The 16,697-nt window shown below is 66.9% G+C and carries 15 protein-coding genes and 1 pseudogene; 6 read left to right on the top strand and 10 right to left on the bottom strand.

The window, feature by feature from the left end; all coding sequences use genetic code 11:
- Window positions 1–398: 398 nt before the first annotated feature.
- Window positions 399–938 carry an RNA polymerase sigma factor gene (locus tag QHF85_RS43930; protein WP_281333466.1) on the top strand — a complete coding sequence of 180 codons (540 nt, stop codon included), beginning with the start codon at window positions 399–401 and terminating at the stop codon, window positions 936–938.
- A gap of 61 nt (window positions 939–999) precedes the next feature.
- On the opposite strand, the gene QHF85_RS43925 is transcribed toward QHF85_RS43930, so the two are convergent.
- The 4 genes and pseudogenes from QHF85_RS43925 to QHF85_RS43915 all read right to left on the bottom strand — a co-directional run bounded on the left by QHF85_RS43925 (window position 1,000) and on the right by QHF85_RS43915 (window position 3,445).
- Window positions 1,000–1,290, bottom strand: a complete 291-nt coding sequence (locus QHF85_RS43925; RefSeq protein ID WP_281333465.1) for a hypothetical protein — start codon at window positions 1,288–1,290, stop codon at window positions 1,000–1,002.
- 159 nt (window positions 1,291–1,449) lie between these two features.
- Window positions 1,450–1,983: a cupin domain-containing protein gene (locus QHF85_RS49865; RefSeq protein ID WP_348652811.1), complete on the bottom strand. Its 534-nt coding sequence runs from the start codon at window positions 1,981–1,983 to the stop codon at window positions 1,450–1,452.
- 69 nt (window positions 1,984–2,052) lie between these two features.
- Window positions 2,053–2,520 (bottom strand): annotated as a pseudogene (locus tag QHF85_RS49860) (N-acetyltransferase family protein); the annotation flags it as partial.
- Window positions 2,521–2,662: 142 nt separating this feature from the next.
- Window positions 2,663–3,445 carry a hypothetical protein gene (locus tag QHF85_RS43915; RefSeq protein ID WP_281333463.1) on the bottom strand — a complete coding sequence of 261 codons (783 nt, stop codon included), beginning with the start codon at window positions 3,443–3,445 and terminating at the stop codon, window positions 2,663–2,665.
- A gap of 448 nt (window positions 3,446–3,893) precedes the next feature.
- Here QHF85_RS43915 and QHF85_RS43910 point away from each other — a divergent pair, with 448 nt between their 5' ends.
- The 4 genes from QHF85_RS43910 to QHF85_RS43895 all read left to right on the top strand — a co-directional run bounded on the left by QHF85_RS43910 (window position 3,894) and on the right by QHF85_RS43895 (window position 8,734).
- Window positions 3,894–4,646: a hypothetical protein gene (locus QHF85_RS43910; protein ID WP_281333462.1), complete on the top strand. Its 753-nt coding sequence runs from the start codon at window positions 3,894–3,896 to the stop codon at window positions 4,644–4,646.
- A gap of 488 nt (window positions 4,647–5,134) precedes the next feature.
- A complete protein-coding gene (locus QHF85_RS43905) occupies window positions 5,135–6,361 on the top strand; it encodes a cytochrome P450 (protein ID WP_281333461.1) in 1,227 nt (408 codons plus the stop codon).
- 623 nt (window positions 6,362–6,984) lie between these two features.
- Window positions 6,985–7,749: a hypothetical protein gene (locus tag QHF85_RS43900; protein WP_281333460.1), complete on the top strand. Its 765-nt coding sequence runs from the start codon at window positions 6,985–6,987 to the stop codon at window positions 7,747–7,749.
- A 529-nt stretch (window positions 7,750–8,278) separates the two neighbouring features.
- On the top strand, window positions 8,279–8,734 hold the full coding sequence (locus tag QHF85_RS43895; RefSeq protein ID WP_281333459.1) for a TerB family tellurite resistance protein: 456 nt from the start codon (window positions 8,279–8,281) through the stop codon (window positions 8,732–8,734).
- A 379-nt stretch (window positions 8,735–9,113) separates the two neighbouring features.
- On the opposite strand, the gene QHF85_RS43890 is transcribed toward QHF85_RS43895, so the two are convergent.
- From QHF85_RS43890 to QHF85_RS43880, 3 genes are read right to left on the bottom strand one after another with little or no spacing between them, the layout of a single operon-like run.
- Entirely contained in the window at window positions 9,114–9,695 is a 582-nt protein-coding gene (locus QHF85_RS43890; RefSeq protein ID WP_281333458.1) for a hypothetical protein, read from the bottom strand.
- A 40-nt stretch (window positions 9,696–9,735) separates the two neighbouring features.
- Window positions 9,736–11,049: a hemolysin family protein gene (locus QHF85_RS43885; protein WP_281333468.1), complete on the bottom strand. Its 1,314-nt coding sequence runs from the start codon at window positions 11,047–11,049 to the stop codon at window positions 9,736–9,738.
- Window positions 11,050–11,082: 33 nt separating this feature from the next.
- Window positions 11,083–12,168 (bottom strand): cation diffusion facilitator family transporter, encoded by a 1,086-nt coding sequence (locus QHF85_RS43880; RefSeq protein ID WP_281333457.1) that lies wholly within the window; start codon window positions 12,166–12,168, stop codon window positions 11,083–11,085.
- Between the two features lie 110 nt (window positions 12,169–12,278).
- On the opposite strand from QHF85_RS43880, the gene QHF85_RS43875 reads away from it, so the two are divergent.
- Window positions 12,279–12,707 (top strand): STAS/SEC14 domain-containing protein, encoded by a 429-nt coding sequence (locus QHF85_RS43875; RefSeq protein WP_281333456.1) that lies wholly within the window; start codon window positions 12,279–12,281, stop codon window positions 12,705–12,707.
- A 421-nt stretch (window positions 12,708–13,128) separates the two neighbouring features.
- Here the strand turns inward: QHF85_RS43875 and QHF85_RS43870 are convergent, their stop codons facing one another.
- The 3 genes from QHF85_RS43870 to QHF85_RS43860 all read right to left on the bottom strand — a co-directional run bounded on the left by QHF85_RS43870 (window position 13,129) and on the right by QHF85_RS43860 (window position 16,566).
- Window positions 13,129–15,189 (bottom strand): phospholipase C, phosphocholine-specific, encoded by a 2,061-nt coding sequence (locus QHF85_RS43870; protein WP_281333455.1) that lies wholly within the window; start codon window positions 15,187–15,189, stop codon window positions 13,129–13,131.
- Between the two features lie 151 nt (window positions 15,190–15,340).
- On the bottom strand, window positions 15,341–15,823 hold the full coding sequence (locus QHF85_RS43865) for a Kazal-type serine protease inhibitor domain-containing protein (protein ID WP_281333454.1): 483 nt from the start codon (window positions 15,821–15,823) through the stop codon (window positions 15,341–15,343).
- Between the two features lie 38 nt (window positions 15,824–15,861).
- Complete coding sequence (locus QHF85_RS43860; RefSeq protein WP_281333453.1) at window positions 15,862–16,566, bottom strand: hypothetical protein; 705 nt, start codon at window positions 16,564–16,566, stop codon at window positions 15,862–15,864.
- Window positions 16,567–16,697: the final 131 nt, after the last annotated feature.

Raw genomic sequence — 16,697 nt, 5'->3', positions numbered from 1 at the left:
GACTGCGCGAAGCGCAGTCGATGCGGGGAAAGTTTTGAAAGCTGTCCGCCCCCTCTTTAGCAGGGCCAGCCCTGGACCATTTGGGGACGAACTGCGCGATGCGCAGTTCGTCCCACAGGCCGGTAGGACCGCGTTGCCGGTTGAGCCGTCAGCGCTGCCGTCTTGGCTGGCAGCGTCGCTCGAGGTCTCGCCCCGGTCAACCCAGGATCGCGGCTCCCATTCCCACACCCCTCGCCTCATTGAGGGCGGATCGTGGGTTTTCCCGCGACGAACCAATCCATCTATTTATGAATTGCCTTTCGCCGCAATTCATGAGACAAAACAAGCGACGCCAGCCGGCGCAATCACCACCGACCGGCGTCTGACCCACAACCCCGCAGAACCGGAGTCATGAGCTAATGACAACGATACTCGTCCATCCTCCGCCGGCAAACTTTTCGGCGTCGCACGCCTTGCTCGGCCGTCTTTACCTGGAACACCGTGATTTCCTGCGGCGCGTCTTGCTCACGCAGGCCATCCCCTCTCGTGATGTGGAGGATCTTGTCCAGGAGGTCTTCCTCACGGCGTGGCGCCGGCTCGAATCTCTCGTCACGCCGGAGCAGGCCCGTCCGTGGCTCCTGGTGATCGGGCTCAACCGTGCGAGCAATTATCGGAAGCTCTTGCGTCACGAGCGAGAGGTCTTCGCGGGGCTCGCGGACGATTATGCCGAGCAGGAAGAATCCGCGTCGACGGATACGCTCCTCCACGCGACGTACGGCCTGTTCCGGCTCAAGCGGTTCCTGGCGAAGATCCGACCCCGCATCCGTGCCGCGGTGATTCCGTACCTGGAGGGGTGGTCGATTCCGGAGATTGCAGCCTCGCTCGGCATCCATGTGAAGGCCGTCTACAGCCGCCTGCATCTCGCCCGGAAGCATTTGAAAATGCTCCCGCTCGCGTAAGTGCCGCTCCCGCTCCCGCTGCGTCCAGCGCCCGCGCGAGCGCCGCCTCAACTGGATCCGCTCAAGGGTCCGGTGAGCGCTCGACGCAGCGGGGGGTTCCCTTGATCGTGTGGCAGGTGTTGCTCTTACAGTTGTCATGATCGCCGCAGACCCCGCCGATCTCCATCGAGCGCGGAGGCTGGCATCGGCCGCCGTAGAACCCCTCGTTGCAGATCTCTCCGTCGTCACAATCCCGGAGGTAACAGCGGCCCCGGCGCTCCTGCAAGTCGCTCCCGGGAGCGGGCTTCCCGCCACCGCACGCGGCGAGAATGACGGCGACGACGAAGAAAGAGAGGCCTAGCGCAAGATTCACAGTATGCGAGACTACATCCCAAAGCGGATCGATGCAACAGACGTTGCAGGAATGGGTAGAGATCCTTGGTGAGCTGCTTTCCCCGCGCGGAACCCTTCCTCGACAGCGGTACACAATCAGATCCCACTTGCCGCTCCCGCGAGCGGCGGGGCCAGGCGCTCACGCCCCGTCGCTCGTGCCCGCTGAACGGTGCCGCAGCGCGTCGGGCATTCCATCGTGAGGACCGAGCTCGCGCTGCGGTGCATCGCGCCAATGGCCTTCCCCGACCTCCGCGTTTCTTGCCGGATGGAGGGGGTACACGATGCGGTTCCAGCGCTTGTTGGCCTCGCCCACGACCAGAAGCCGCGCCGCCTCCTGGGTGTTGTTGATGAATGTGTGGGCGATTCCCGTGCCTGCGGGAAATCCTACGGCATCCCCGGGCTCGAGAGGGAACAGGTGCCCATCGAGCCAGACGTCGGGCCGACCCTCGATGACATAGACGAACTCCTCCTCGTCGCTCTCTGCGTGCGGCCACGACGTGCGTCGCCCCGGCGGCAGCTCCTCGTGATGGATGCCGATGCGCGAAAGCCCCACCGCGCGCCCCAGAGGGGATCCGATGCTGAGGAGCTCATCGCTGCCCCGGTAGTGCGCATCGTCGGGGCTGCGAATCTCGCGTTGGTGCTTGATGAAGGCGGGGCGCTGCCCGGGCTCGATCGAACGCTCCCCGGCGGAGGGGGCGCGGTCCCCGTCCTGATCGAGCGCCTTCTCCATCCACACCGAGCTGATGCGTCGCTCGCGCTTGATTGCATACTCGTCGAATACGCCGATGGTGCGGAAGCCCAGCCGATGGTGAAGGGCGATGGAGGCCGGGTTTGGCAGAGCGATCCCGGCGACCGCGCGGTGCAGCTCTTCGGTGCGCAGTGCTGCGAAGAGCGCCTCGTAGAGCGCGCGCCCCACGCCATGGCTACGCGCGTCGGGGGCGATGTACACGCTCGTCTCGACGGTCTCGCGGAAGGCCGGGTGCTCGCGGTAGCGGCTGCTGTAGGCGCAGCCGAGGACCCGGCCTGCGGCATCCTCGGCGACGAGGAGCCGATAAGGGCCCGTCTCGCGGAACGTCTCGAACCAGGCTCGCCGCTCCTCGACCTGGTACGGCCGTTCGTCGAACGTGGCGAAGGATTCGCGGATGTAGTGGTTGAAGATCTCCACGAGCGGCGGGAGATCCGCGGGGCGTGCGGGTCGGACTGGGGCCATCGACATGGCCTGCGTAGGTAACATGCAGCCCCGCGAGGGGCGAGGATGTAAGCGGTACACAATCGGTTTCCGCTTGCCGCTCCCGCACCCGGCCCAACCCGCCGCCTCCGCGCGTGCCCCTGACCTTGGCGCTACGGCGGATTCACGGCGTGCCGGCCTCGGGATTCGACGCGCCAGCGTCGGCCTGCGCGGGTTCGACGAAGAACGGTTCGAAGGCACAGTCGCAACGCGACGACGCGCTGCTCGGGCAGATGGCGAGAACGTACTTGCCGTCCGGCGTGGCGTCGAAGGGCGCGAGGGCGATGCTCATGAACCCCGAGTCCATCCACGACTTGTCGTGCGTTCCGGCGGAAGCGGGGGAGAAGACGGTGAAGACGCCCGGCTCGAATGCCGCAATGACGATCGTGCGATCGTCCACGGAATCGCCCTGTCCGAGATCGCCCGGAACACAGCTCGCCCTTCGATCGCTCAGGTTCCCTGGCGCGCCGTCCCGGAAGCCTCCGTCTTCGTACCCGGGAGCCACGACGGCGAAGAAGTACTCGCCCACGGACGCAAACGGAAAATTCCCATAGTCGAGGCCCACGTACGAAATGTCGTCGCGTGGGCATTCGCCCGCCCGGCAGAGCCACCAGTACTCCGCGGTACGTCCGACGATCCCTGCATCCTTCACCGAGCCAAGCGCTGGATCCTGGCACAGCCTCGAGACGCCGCGGGATATCGCACCGCATGCCGGCGCGTTCGCACGCCTCGGACGACCGATATGGACGGCCTCCGTGCCGTCCATCGACGCCGGCGGCGAGCGTCCCAGATCGCTCGAGCATCCCGCGACGAGCAGCGCGCTCGCCAGGATGGGATACGCAAAAACACGGAGCTCGGCGGCGATCGCGTCGGTGGCGTCGTTTCCGAAAAGCCTGCACGAAGACATGATGGCTCCCTCTGCTCACGACTTCAGATCACGAAGCGTCCATGTGCGTTCACGTGGCGTTCTCTGCTCCTCCGTATGAAAAAATGCGAATCAGCACCCAATGTGCCACGGATCGTCCTCCGCATTCCGCCCCCGCGGCAAGACCCGTCCCCAAGTACATTGGAAGGGGAAACCACCTTCTCTCTGTGCCTCCTGTCCCCGCCCTTCCCGTCAAAACACCTTCACACCTCCCCTTCCCTCCACCGTCCCTTTCTGGAAACCATCTTTGACCTCTGCCTCCCTCCACCGTCCTCTTTTGTAAACCATCTTTCACCTCTGCTTCCCTCCACCGTCCCCCTCTCAGATCCCAATCTGATCGAGCCTTCCCTTCCCCGACCCCTTGTGCCCCCAACGAACATCCATGTACAGTCCCCCACACTGCACCCCCACATCCAACCGGAGCCACCTCATGGCCGACCCTGATCTCCAGAAAGCCTTCGAAAAATACCTCCTTGCGGCGAAAGCCTTGCCCGCCGCCGACATCCTCCCGTATCGCCTCGACCCCGATCTCGCCCTCGTGAACGTCACGACCGGCATGAAGGTCGTTCACGACCACCAGGCCGTGATCGCCGCCCACTTGCCCAAGATCGACCTCGCGTCCCTGCTCGCCCTCCCCGAGCTCGCCCTGGCCACGAAATACGCCGCCCTCGCTGCCGAGCAGGAAGCGCCGAGCGAATCGCTCGTCCAGGCGAAGCTATCGATTGCGCGCGATCTGCGTGGAAAGCTCCTGTCCGTCGCCAAGGGCCTCGCCGAGAATGGGATCGTCCCCCAGGCCGAGGTCGACACCATCGCCGCCGGGCGCGGGCTCCGCGATCGCGCCGAGGATTGCGTGTCGCTCGCCTCCCTCTTCCGGAAGCACGCCGCGGCCGTCAGTGGCAAGCACCCCCTCACCACGGCGCAAATCGACGACGCCGCCGAGGTCGGCTCCTGGCTCGTCGCGAACCTTCGGCCGGCAGACGCCCCGCCCAAACCCTCGACGGGCCCGACGCACGCCGTGGAGATTCGAAACCGATTCGCGACCTTGCTCGCCCGGGCCCACGCACGCCTTCAGGTCGTCGCCCATTACTTCCACGAGGACGATTGGGAGGAGCGCGTGCCTGCCCTCGGCTCCAGGCGGGTCAAGCGACAAGGCGGCGACGAGCGAGAGGGCACCGCCACCTGAGCATGGGTCTCATCTCGAAGGCGCTGCGCTGGGGCGTTGCCCCAGGCCCCACCCGGGGCTGTCCGCCCCGGGACCCGGACCAGCGCCCGCGCTGGACCGAGGTTCGATGAACTGCGCTCCGCGCAGTTCATCGAACGGGCCGAGTGAAGACCCAAGACAGCAGCGCTGACGGTTCAGCGGGCAACGCGGTACCACCGGCCTGTGGGAAGAACTGCGCATCGCGCAGTTCTTCCCCAAAGGGTCCAGGGCTGGCCCTGGCGCGGGTCGAGGGGCGCGTAGCCCCCGCGGGGCCCGGGGCAGCGCCCCGGCGCGGCGGCTCCAAGAAGAGACCCATGCTCAGGCCACGGGTAGGTTCGGGCATGCGGGTGCGGACGGAATCAGGTTCGCGCCGATATGCGGTTCGCGCGTACGCCGTGCTCGCTTATCATGGGACGCGCCCCGTTCGCCGCGTCGCACTCTCCAGGACTGAACCCTCGCCAAGGAGCCCCATGGCACGCTTGAACCTCTTCGACCCCGAGTACCGCAAGAACCCGTATCCGTACTTCGCCGAGCTGCGCCGGTCTTCGCCGGTGACGCAGGTCGATCCCGGCGGGATGTGGGCGGTGAGCCGCTACGACGACATCGTGGAGGTCTTCAAGCAACCTACGCGCTTCTCGTCCTATGGCCAGCGCGCCGCGGCCATTCAGCCATGGATCGAGCGCAACCCGCTGGCCGACTCGATCGCCATGATGGACCCTCCGCAGCACGGCAAATACCGCGCGTTCGCCACCGACGCGTTCAAGGTACGCGTCCTCCCTCGCATCGAGCCGCTGGTCCGCGCCGTTGCCCGTGATTTCGTCGTCCGTGCCCGCGAGGGCGGCGAGATCGACGTGTGCGACGACATCGCCTCGGCGATGCCCATGGGCGTCATCGCCAACCTCCTCGGCCTCGAGAGCGCGCACCGAAAGCTCATCCGCGCATGGAATGACGATATCATCGCCATCAATCCGGGTACGCCACCCGAGGCCCAGCCGCGCATCCGCGCTTCCATCGCGGAGCAGGAGCGCTACCTGCTCGGGGTGATCGAGGAGCGGCGGCGCGCGCGGCGCGATGATCTGGTGAGCGACCTGCTCGACGCCCAGATCGAGGGGCACCGCCTCACCGACGACGAGATCATGAGCTTCCTCTTCGTCATCATGGTCGCGGGCTACGAGACCTCGTCCCACATGCTCACCTACGCGCTGCGCATCCTCGCCACGCACCCCTCGCTGCTCGACCGCCTGCGCGCCCATCCCACCGAGATCCCGAACTTCATCGAAGAGCTTTTGCGCTTCGAGTCGCCGGTGCAAATGGCGGTGCGCCTCTCGGTCGCGGAGGAGGAAATCGCCGGGGTACGCGTCCCCGCGGGCGCGATTTTGCTGCTCCTCGTGGCCTCGGCCTGCCGCGATGAGCGCTACTTCGAGGACCCGGACCGCTTCGACATGGACCGCAAGCAGCGCGCGAGCATCTCCTTCGGGCACGGCATCCACTTCTGCCTAGGAGCCGCGCTGGCGCGGGCCGAGGCGCGCTTCGCGCTCGAGGAGATCCTGCCGCACATCCGCGGCGCGCACATCACGCGCGAGCCCACCTGGAACATGTCGCTGACCGCGCGCGGACCGCTCACTTGCTGGATGAAGTTCGATCCGGCCCATGATGCACAATCGAGGTCGCTCGTTCCCGGGTACGCCGCACCGTAACCGGAGAGGGACACGTGCGCCGCGTCCAGGAAGATCGCGCTCGTCAGCTAGCGGTATACAAACAGATTCCGCTTGCTGCTCCCGCTCCCGCTCCCGCCCCCGCTTCCGCCTCCGCTTCCGCCTCCGCTTCCGCTCCCGCTTCCGCTTCCGCTCCCGCTTCCGCTCCCGCTCCCGCTCCCGCTCCCGCCCCCGCTCCCATCCCCTTTGCCCGGCCCCCTCGGTCCCCTGCCGGATCCCGAGTCTGACGGAACGCCCTGCCCGCATGCAACGGAGGACGCGGCAATGATCGTCGAGCGGAACGACGATGGAACGAAGCCCGCGACCCGATCACAAGCAAAGCGGAAACCATCTTCTCTCTTTGCTTCCGGTCCCCGTCCCTCCGGTCAAATCACCTTCCCACCTCCCCTTCCCTCCACTGTCCCCTTTTGTAAACCATCTTTCATCCATCCCTCCCTCCACCGTCCTCTTTTGTAAACCATCTTTCATCCATCCCTCCCTCCACCGTCCCCCTCCTCAGATCCCGTTCTGTTCGCACCTTCCCTCCCCCGAACCCTTGTGCCCCCAACGAACCTCCATGTACAGTCCCCCACACTTTCCCCCCACATCCAGCCGGTGCCCCCCTCATGGCCGACCCTGATCTCCAGAAAGCCTTCGAAAAATACCTCCTTGCGGCGAAAGCCTTGCCCGCCACCGACATCCTCCCGTATCGCCTCGACCCCGATCTCGCCCTCGTGAACGTCACGACCGGCATGAAGGTCGTTCACGACCATCAGGCCGTGATCGCTACCCACTTGCCCAAGATCGACCTCGCGTCCCTGCTCGCCCTCCCCGAGCTCGCCCTGGCCACGAAATACGCCGCCCTCGCTGCCGAGCAAGAAGCGCCGAGCGAATCGCTCGTCCAGGCGAAGCTATCGATTGCGCGCGATCTGCGTGGAAAGCTCCTGTCCGTCGCCAAGGGCCTCGCCGAGAATGGGATCGTCCCCCAGGCCGAGGTCGACACCATCGCCGCCGGGCGCGGGCTCCGCGATCGCGCCGAGGATTGCGTGTCGCTCGCCTCCCTCTTCCGGAAGCACGCCGCGGCCGTCAGTGGCAAGCACCCCCTCACCACGGCGCAAATCGACGACGCCGCCGAGGTCGGCTCCTGGCTCGTCGCGAACCTTCGGCCGGCAGACGCCCCGCCCAAACCCTCGACGGGCCCGACGCACGCCGTGGAGATTCGGAACCGATTCGCGACCTTGCTCGTCCGAGCCCACGCACGCCTTCAGGTCGTCGCCCATTACTTCCACGAGGACGATTGGGAGGAGCGCGTGCCTGCCCTCGGCTCCAGGCGGGTCAAGCGACAAGGCGGCGACGTGCGAGAGAGCACCCCCGCGCCGGAAGCGGGCTGACGCCGCCCGTAGGGGGATTCGCTCCTCGATGAGGAGCGTCCGTGCGCGAGGCCCAAGACCTCGGGCCGCGGCCCCGAGGTCGGCCGGGCGCGTCACGGAGCTTTTCGACCTTTTCCGCCGTGCACTTCCCCCGTTGCGAGCGCTTCCCAGCGCCGATCCGCCAGCACGTCTCTCTCGCGTGCAAGCTGTCGAAGAGCTTTTTCCAGTCGCTCCTCGCTCATGTCCGGCTCCCACCTGCAACCGGCCGGCGACCGCCGCCGGTCGGCCCTGCGTTGGCCGGAGGTGACGGAGGATGGAGATTTTTTTGCGACAGGTTGCCGAGGTCGGTGTCCATGAGCGCGAGAGGCATCGGCCGGCGAGCGCGGGCTACGCGCCGCCGCGTCAAAGGCATCTTTGAGCTCATCCCCGTAGCGTGACTCGAGACATTCCATCTCGGGGGACGCTCGCCGTTCGCCGCACACGGGAACTGCCCGCGGCGCGCGTTCGGCCACGAAAGCAACCGCTCGACTCACCGACAGAGGCAATCATCATGGGATTCAGCATCAGCAGACGCTTCACGGAGACCACGCCCGCAACCAACACGCGCGGGGCGGATCCGTCGAACGCCGCCATCATGGAGCTTTCGCTTTGGGCCGCGATCGCCGACGGCGAGCTATCCAACGACGACATCAACGACCTGCTCGTCGGGGCGCAGCAGATCCCCGGCTTCGAGCGCTTCACGGCGAACGATCTGGCTACCCTGATCGAGCGGAACTCGAAGGAGTGCGCGACCGGGGACGCCGTCGAGGCGCGCGTCAAGTCGCTCACGCATTCGATCACGAACCCGCAGGTTCAGCGTCTCACCTATCAGATCATGATCACCTTCGCGGCGAAGGACGGCGAGCTGAGCGAGCAGGAGGACGGCCTTCTCTCCTTCGTACAGCAGAGCTGGGGCATCTCCGACGACGAGGCTCAAAGGCTCGCGGACGCGGTCCTCGGGGCATAACCCCCGGCGAGATAACGCGCGACATGCTGTCCGCGGCAGTCGCGCGCTGCTCGCACGCTCGCCCTCTGCATCACCGCCTGGCGCGCCCGCGCGCGTCACGACGCCGAGGATGGTCGCGCCCACGCACGCAGCCCGTCGACGAACATCCCGACGAGCCGCCGAACGCGGCGCGTGTCGCCTTCGCCTTGCGCCGCTCGTGTGCAGCACGAGATCCTCCAGGAACGACGCGAACGCCTCCGCCGGGGAGGCCTCGGTACAGCGCTCGGTGCGCGCCGCGAGCTCGACGAGCCGCGCGTCGCACGCCGCCGCGAGCAGCGCCGTACGCGACGCGTCGAGCGCCTCTTCCAAACGTCCTGAGGACGAACGCGCGCAGGCAGGATCAGAATGCGCCTGCCACGCCGAACACCGTTTGGCCCGGACGAACATCGATCACCGGCACGAGCGAATCGAGCGTGCTCGTCGGCCTTCGGGCCGTGAGGGGCGCGGGGGGCTCGTACGTCGAGAGGACCGCGGCGTCGATCGTCACGCCGATCAGCGCGCCCAGGTAGCTCATGCCGATCGTGTATTCGAGGTAGAGCCCGTCGCATTTCTCGAACATGCACGCGACCGGCAGGGAGAGGCCGACGGCCGTCCCCGTGATCCCGACGTTCATCCCGAGCACGGCAAACCCCCGGCCGACCCGCCCGTGTTTCCAGTGCATGATGGGCCCGCCGAACACCATTCCGCTGAGCGAGAGCGGCCAGACATAGGGGTGCACGCCGAAGAACACCGCCGGAACGGTCCCCACGCCGAGGGATACGCCGGCGATGGTCAGCGTTTGCCACCCATACCAGACCTTGCGCGGCCCCTCGGGGGGCGGCAGCTCGGAGGCCTTCGGCGGATCCGGTTCTGCGGCGGAGGCCGACGCGGTCGCGGCGAGGGTCGTCAGAATGGATGCGAGGACAGGTCCCTGGATTCGCATGTCACCTCACGAACGAGCGTCTCCGCTTGGAGCGCGGGTGTCAACGTCGCTCGTGGTTGCGATGCGATCCGTGATCGGCCGGCGGGGGAGCGGGCGGCTTGATTCGGACCTTCCGGACGTGCCGCGGCGTGGCCTCGACGACCTCGATCTCCGTCCCGTCCGGCGCCGTGAGCCGCGCCCCAGGCACGGGAATGGCGCGCGCGAGATCGAGCACGAGCCCCGCGACGGTCGAAAACCTCTCGCCGATCGGCAAATCGAGCTCGAGCTCGCGGTTCACGTCGTGCACGGGGGCGCTGCCGAGCACGAGGAACGTCCCGTCGGGCTCGCGACGCACGAGCTCCGGCGCAGGCGCTTCATGTTCGCTGAACACGTCGCCCACGAGCTCCTCGACGAGATCCTCCAGCGTGACGATGCCGCTCGTCGTGCCGAGCTCGTCGACCACGATGGCGAGCTGCGTGCGGCGATTCTTCATCGCGTCGAGCAGCGAGACCGCGCGCATGCTCTCCCCGACGAAATACGGGGGCCGGAGGACGTCCTTCACGGTGAACGACGTCTCGCCCGAAGCGCGCGTGAAAACGTCTTTCACGTTCGCGTAGCCGATGACGTGGTCCAGATCCCCTTCGTAAACCGGCATTCGCGTGTGCCCATGCGCGGCGACGACGCGGCGCACGTCGTCGGTCGTCGCATCACGCGGCAGGGCCACGATGCGCGTGCGCGGGACCATGACCTGCGCCGCGGACAGCTCGGGCAAATCGAGCGCGCGTGCCGCAATCTCGCCCGCGCTCGGATCGAGCGACCCGGCCTTCGCCGCCTCCCCGACGAGCTGCTGCAATTCGTCCGGCGACAAGCGCGCCTCGGTGAACGTGGTCTTGTCCCCGAAAAGCCGAAGCACGACGTTGGAGCTCGCGGTCAAAAACCAGACGAGCGGGCGCGCGAGCCAGGAGAGGCCGAGGAGCGGCTTGCCGATGAGCAGCGCATACGTCTCCGCGTAGCGCAGCGCGATCGACTTGGGCACGAGCTCGCCGAGGACGAGCGAGAGATACGAAATCAATGCGACGACGAGGCCGAGCGCGATTGCGTCCGCATGGCCCGAGAGAATCGGGACGCGCCGGATCAGGGGCGCGAATTCCTCCGCGAACGTAGCGCCGCCGAACGCGCCGGCGAGCGCGCCGACGACGGTGATGCCGATCTGCACGGTGGCGAGGAACCGCTCGGGATCGTCCCGAAGAGCTTTTACAGCGCGAGCGCGCGTGCTCTTTTCCGCGACGAGCTGATCGAGCCGGGAGGCCCGCAGCGCCACGACGGAAATCTCGGCGCCGGCGAGGATGCCGTTCACCAGCACGAGCGCGAGGATGACGAGGAGCTCGGTGACGATGGTGGCTCCCTCCTACGAGGAAGCCGATCCATCCCACATCTGGGCGCCCGGCGCCCGAAGCGGAGCTCGCTCGCGCGTCGATTCGGCGCGTCGATCCTCCAGATGATGGTCGACCTCGATATCGATGTGCCTGGCCTCCGGGATCACGGCGCGGACGGCCACCTCGATATCGTCGATTTCATCACTGATGGCGCGGAGAGCGCCATCCGCCACCGTCCGAAGCGTCGCTTCGCGTTCCGCCCCCGAGAGCGCGCCGGGCTGCTCCGCAAGCGCCCGATCGAGCCGGGCCGCGAGGAAGGCCGGATCGAACGTGACCTCGGCCTTGAGCTTGTAGACCTCCGGCGTGATTCGCCGGCTCTTCACATCCCGCACCCCGCGGACGCTCGGCCGCTCGCGGAGCACGCGGACGAACGCCTCCTCCACGCCGTCGGGGACGGCCATCCCGATGAGCAAATCCCGATTCTGGGTGACGAGGTGGATCGCGACGTACCCGAGGAGCAAGCCGACGAGGATCGACGCAATCGAGTCCCAGACAGGGCTGCCCGTCGAATACGAGGCCAGGATGCCGATCGCGGCCAGGAGCAGGCCCAGCACAGCAGCGCCGTCCTCGAGCAGGATGGCCACCGAGGCCGGATCCGCTTTCTCGCGCACATACCGGAAAAAAGGCATGCTCCTGCGTTGCGCGGCGATGCTTCGAATGGCGAAGAGCAGCGCGCTCCCCTCGATGAGGAACGAGAGGCCGAGGACCACGAACGTGACCACGTTGACCGAGGTCGCGTGCGGATGACGGAGCCCCTCGATGCCATGGTACACGGTGACGCCGCAACCGATGAAGAAGATGCCGGCAGCCGAGAGCAAGCCGAACACGAATCGCTCGCCGCCATACCCATAGGGGAATTCTTCGTCGCCTTGCCGCGAGCCGCGCTTCAGCCCGACGAAGAGCAAGAGCTGGTTGCCCGTGTCCGCAGCGCTATGGATGGCCTCGGAGAGCATCGCGCCCGAGCCAGAGAGGAAAAAGGCCACGAACTTGAGGAGCGTCACCAGCGCGTTCGCGGCGAGCGCCGCGATCACGGCAGGCAGGGAGGAGGGTGTCGCCATCGGAGGTCCCCCACATCCCAGCGCGAGACGGTCTCCAGGTCAAGACGCGCGCAAGCCGACAGGAGGAAAATGCTGTACGCAGGGCGCCCCATTTGACATAGAAAGGCTCGATGAGCCCTCCTCTCGAATGGATGTGCGGGCAACAACGCTTATGGATGGAGGGGCCGGATCTCCTCTGCATGGAGCTCCACGGCACCTTCGACGCAGCGGGCGCCGAGGCGTACCTGCGCCTCGTCTTCGAGCTCGGCGACCGCCACGGCACGTTCGCGCTGCTCGCGGACATGCGCGACCTCCAAAGCATCCCTCCCCATGCGCGGTCGAGGCTCTCCCGCGTCGATCGTACGTACCCATACCGTGCCGTCGCACTCCACGGCGCGAGCTTCACGCTCGGGATCGTGGCAACGATGGTCGTCAAAGCAGGGCGCACGCTCGCCCCTTCCGCATTCCCATTCGAGCTCGCCTTTTTCCAGACCGAGGCGCAGGCGCGCGCGTTCCTCGCGCCGTTTCGCGATCGACCGCCCCAGGGGAGACGGGAATGATGCCTCCTCGAAGCGCCTCGCTGGGGCTTTGCCCCAGGCCCCACCGGGGCTGTCCGCCCCTGGACCAGGGGCCTGCGCAAGCGCTGGACTCGGGGTCGATGAACTGCGCAATGCGCAGTTCATCGAACGGGCCGAGGCAAGACCAGCGACGACCCCGCCAGCCCAGTCAGCAGCGCTGACGGTTCAACCGGCAACGCGCTCCCAACGGCCTGTTGGAAGAACTGCGCGCAGCGCAGTTCTTCCACGAAAGGTCCAGGGCTGGCCCTGCAAAGGGGGCGGACAGCCTAAAAATTTTCCCCGCATCGACTGCGCTTCGCGCAGTCGATGCCCTGAGGTCCAGGGCTGGCCCTGGTCCGGGTCGAGGGGCGGATAGCCCCCGCGGGGCCCGGGGCAGCGCCCCGGCGCAGCGCCCCCAAGCAATTCACTCGGGCGTGCCCATCGCTGGATCCGTGACCGACGGCTCGCCATTTTCGATGCGCCCTGCGACGCGACGGTGGAAGGGGGCCTCCTCCTCCACGGCCACGGCGAAATCGTACCAGCGGCCGCTTGCGGAGACGTCGAACCACGCCTCCGCTGTGCCTTCCGGACCCACGTCGAGCGTCTCGGGCTCCTTCGTGTACGCGCGCGGCGTCACGATGAAGCGGCGCATGGTTTCGCCTGCGTTCTTGCAGCGAATTCCGAGCCGTGAACCCTCGACGTCGTACATCGTCTCGATTTCGATTCCGCCTTGCGACCCGGCGTCCACGACGTCGCGATGGAAGCCGTTTGGCCCGAGCACGAAGAGCGAATACTGGTTTCCTGCTGCGGGCCACCGCCCCTCGAGGGATTTGCCCGCCTCCACGGCGTAGCGCCGCGGGATCTCCGTGAGCGCGAGACGGTCGTACACGTGGAAGACGGCCCCTGCTTTGCCGGTGTTCGTGAAGGTCAGCACGGCTTCGTCGGCCTCGATCACGCACCGGACGTCGAGCTCGTACGGCAGTGCGCGGGATGGCCGTGTGCCCGTCTCCTGCTGCGGGAGCGAGCCGCCCTCCCCCGTCGGCACTGTCACCTGCGCGAGTTGCTCCTGCTCCTCGCGGAGGGAATCGGCCTCTTCTTGCGTGAGGCTCGGCAATGCGGGTAGGTCCTCTTCGTTCGGGGTCACGAAATCGAATGCTGAGGTCAGGTCGCCGCACATTGCGCGCCGATACGCGCTGATGTTCGTCTCTTTCACGCCGAATCGGGCTTCGAGGAAGCGCAGGATCGACGTGTGGTCGAAGGTCTCGGAGCAGACGAATCCCCCGCGGCTCCACGGCGAGACCACCCACATGGGCACGCGCACGCCGGGCCCGTGTGGGTGACCTCCGAGCGGATCGGCGAGCGTCTCGTCATAACGTTCTCCTGTGTCGTCCACGGTGCTCGCGCCCATGAGCACGCCGTCGTCGCGCCGCGAGGGAGCGCAGGGCGGCGGCAGGTGATCGAAAAAGCCGTCATTCTCATCGAACGTGACGAAAAGAACCGTCCGCGCGAAGACCTCGGGATTCTCGATCAGCGCTTCGAGGACCTGCTGCACGTACCACGCGCCTTGCACGGGGCTCGATGGGCCCGGGTGCTCGGAGTAGTCCGCCGGCCCGATGATCCAGGAGACGCTCGGGAGGCGCCCGGCGAGCACGTCTTCCCGGAACCCGTCGAGGTTCTTGTTCGAAAGCCTCGACTCGATGCCCTTCTTGAAGAGCGGCGATTCCTGGTCCTCGAAAAATGCCTTTCGGAACGACCGGAAGCCGATGAGCGGGTTGTCGGAGAAGTTGTCGGTGTAGTCCTGATAGACGAGCCACGAGATCCCCGCTTCTTCGAGCCGCTCCGCGTACGTCTTCCAGGTGTATCCGCTCTCGATGGCGCCCAGGAAATCGTGCGAGTTGTCGAGGGCGGGGCCGCCGTTCTGGCCGAGGCTGTCGATCGTGCCGGTGAATGCGTAGAGGCGGTTCGGGTTCGTGCTCGTGTGGGCGCCGCTGAAGTACGCGTCGCAGACCGTGAACGCCTCGGCGAGCGCGAACTGGAACTCGAGCTCGGCCCGCTTGTAATAGCCCATCGATTGCGGCTGCTTCCACTCGGGCCATTTGCCGTACCGGCCGTGATCCCAGGCCTCGTGCGCGTCGACGAAGCTGTGCGGCGTGCCGTCCACGCGCTGGGCGTTGCCGGCCGTCGAATCGAGGTGATAAGGCAGGATCACGTCGGCGCCGCTGCGCTGCCGGAAGATGCTCGGCTCGTCCGCGAGGGGAATGGTGAACCGGTCCCCGAAGCCACGCACGCCGCGCATCGTGCCGAAATAATGGTCGAACGAGCGGTTCTCCTGGATGAGGATCACCACGTGCTCGACGTCCATGATCGAGCGCGTCTTCGTGTGGGCCGGGATCTCGACCGCCTTCTCGATGCAGCCCGGGAACACCCAACCGCCCGCGGCAATGCCGCTCATTCGAAGAAAAGAACGCCTGCTCAGCTTCGACACGGGAGACCTCCAGCCCAAGACATCCCGCGAGACTATCCCGGCCGGCGGCTCTGTCAAAGGCCGAAGCGGCCCAAGCGCCGCGCGTTCGCGAACATGTCACCGTCCGGCCCACGACGCGTCGCGGGCCGGACGTCGACGCTGCTTTTCGAGCTCAGGGGCACTCGCCCGCCGTCGCGGCGGCCGTGCCGGCCATGTTGGCCGTGCACGCGTTCGAATGCGTCTGGCCGTCGCATCCGCACACCGGGTCGTAGTTCTGGTCGCAGTTCTCGGGGATGGGCTTGCAGGTCCCGAGCGCATCGATGGTCGCCCCGCACATCGTGTCGATCGGGAAGTCGCAGAAGAAGCCCTCCGCGCACGGCATGCCGGCTTCCTCGCTGCACGGCTCGCCGCCGTCGACCCCACAATCGGCGTCGCCCGTCACGCAGAAGTCGTCACACACGCCGTCGTCGTACCAGCCTTCGAGGGCGCAGACGTCGGCGCCATCCTTCGTGACGCCCTGCATCGCGCGGGCCTCGTCCTTCGTGAAGCTCGTCTGCTCGCCGCCCCCCTCGCCGCCCCCCTCGACGGAGCTGCCGCAGGCGGGCAATGCGAGAAACGCGAGCGTGAGGAGCGCGAACGTATTCGATCGAATCATGGTGAATTCTCCTTTTTCCGTGGTGAATCGTTTCGTGTTCAGGGAATGACGAAGAGCGTGAGGGGGCGGCGATCTCGAACGGCGCCGGTCGTCTCGAGGAAGAGCACGTCGACACGCTCGTTGGCCTGGGCGGAGGCGTCGACCGTGACCGTCGTTTCGCCTCCCGGCGCGAGGAGGAACGGCTCCGTCGGCAGGAAGCCGAATGCGGCGGCACCGCGGCGCAGGCGAGGCGCGAGGAACGAGAGCTCGTCCGCGCATTCGTTGCGGACGACGATGTTTTTCGTGTCGCCCGCCCCGTCGAACGAGACCGAGAGCGCCGGATCGAGCAGGAGGCAATCAGCGAGGGGCCGCGGGCCCGGCTCGAATGCGGTGGCGGCGGCATTCAGGACGAGATCGACGGGCTTCGAGCGGCCTCCACCCGGACCCACGATCTCGACACGAAACTCGTGCGTCGCCGCGCCGGGGACGGTGATGTCGAAGCTTCCATCCGCGGCGACGGGCAGCACGGTGGGCAGCTCCGTCGTGTCGAGGTCCGTGACCACGACGTCACCTTCCGGCGGCGTGACCGCGCCGGGCTCGCCGACGAATCGCACGGTCTCGGACATGTCCATCGGCCCACCGGGCGAGATGAGATCCGCGAGCAGCGTGGGTTCTCCGGGGGGCGTCGGCTGGGGGCTCACGATGCACGCCCCGAGAGCGAGCGACGCGGCGAGCAAACGAAGAAGCACGCGACCGGACATCATGCGCCGGCCCTTAGCAGGGGGCGTACCAAGGGCACGCCGCCTCGAAGAACACGCGAATTTCCGAGGAGGAACGCGAAGTTCGCCGCCCGCGAGTGTCTCATTGATACAGTGAGTCACTTGTGAGACATTCT

The sequence above is a fragment of the Polyangium sp. 6x1 genome, assembly GCF_029946515.1.
In the GTDB taxonomy this organism is placed as follows: domain Bacteria; phylum Myxococcota_A; class Polyangia; order Polyangiales; family Polyangiaceae; genus Polyangium.
The sequence above is the reverse complement of the archived record's forward strand: the minus strand, read 5'-3'. Positions and strand labels throughout refer to the sequence as shown.

Coding starts and splice junctions, on each gene's coding strand:
- QHF85_RS43890 (WP_281333458.1), bottom strand. CDS start 9,695: ATGCGAATCCAGGGACCTGTCCTCGCATCCATTCTGACGACCCTCGCC.
- QHF85_RS43860 (WP_281333453.1), bottom strand. CDS start 16,566: ATGATGTCCGGTCGCGTGCTTCTTCGTTTGCTCGCCGCGTCGCTCGCT.
- QHF85_RS43930 (WP_281333466.1), top strand. CDS start 399: ATGACAACGATACTCGTCCATCCTCCGCCGGCAAACTTTTCGGCGTCG.
- QHF85_RS43875 (WP_281333456.1), top strand. CDS start 12,279: ATGAGCCCTCCTCTCGAATGGATGTGCGGGCAACAACGCTTATGGATG.
- QHF85_RS43905 (WP_281333461.1), top strand. CDS start 5,135: ATGGCACGCTTGAACCTCTTCGACCCCGAGTACCGCAAGAACCCGTAT.
- QHF85_RS43880 (WP_281333457.1), bottom strand. CDS start 12,168: ATGGCGACACCCTCCTCCCTGCCTGCCGTGATCGCGGCGCTCGCCGCG.
- QHF85_RS43900 (WP_281333460.1), top strand. CDS start 6,985: ATGGCCGACCCTGATCTCCAGAAAGCCTTCGAAAAATACCTCCTTGCG.
- QHF85_RS43910 (WP_281333462.1), top strand. CDS start 3,894: ATGGCCGACCCTGATCTCCAGAAAGCCTTCGAAAAATACCTCCTTGCG.
- QHF85_RS43915 (WP_281333463.1), bottom strand. CDS start 3,445: ATGTCTTCGTGCAGGCTTTTCGGAAACGACGCCACCGACGCGATCGCC.
- QHF85_RS43865 (WP_281333454.1), bottom strand. CDS start 15,823: ATGATTCGATCGAATACGTTCGCGCTCCTCACGCTCGCGTTTCTCGCA.
- QHF85_RS43895 (WP_281333459.1), top strand. CDS start 8,279: ATGGGATTCAGCATCAGCAGACGCTTCACGGAGACCACGCCCGCAACC.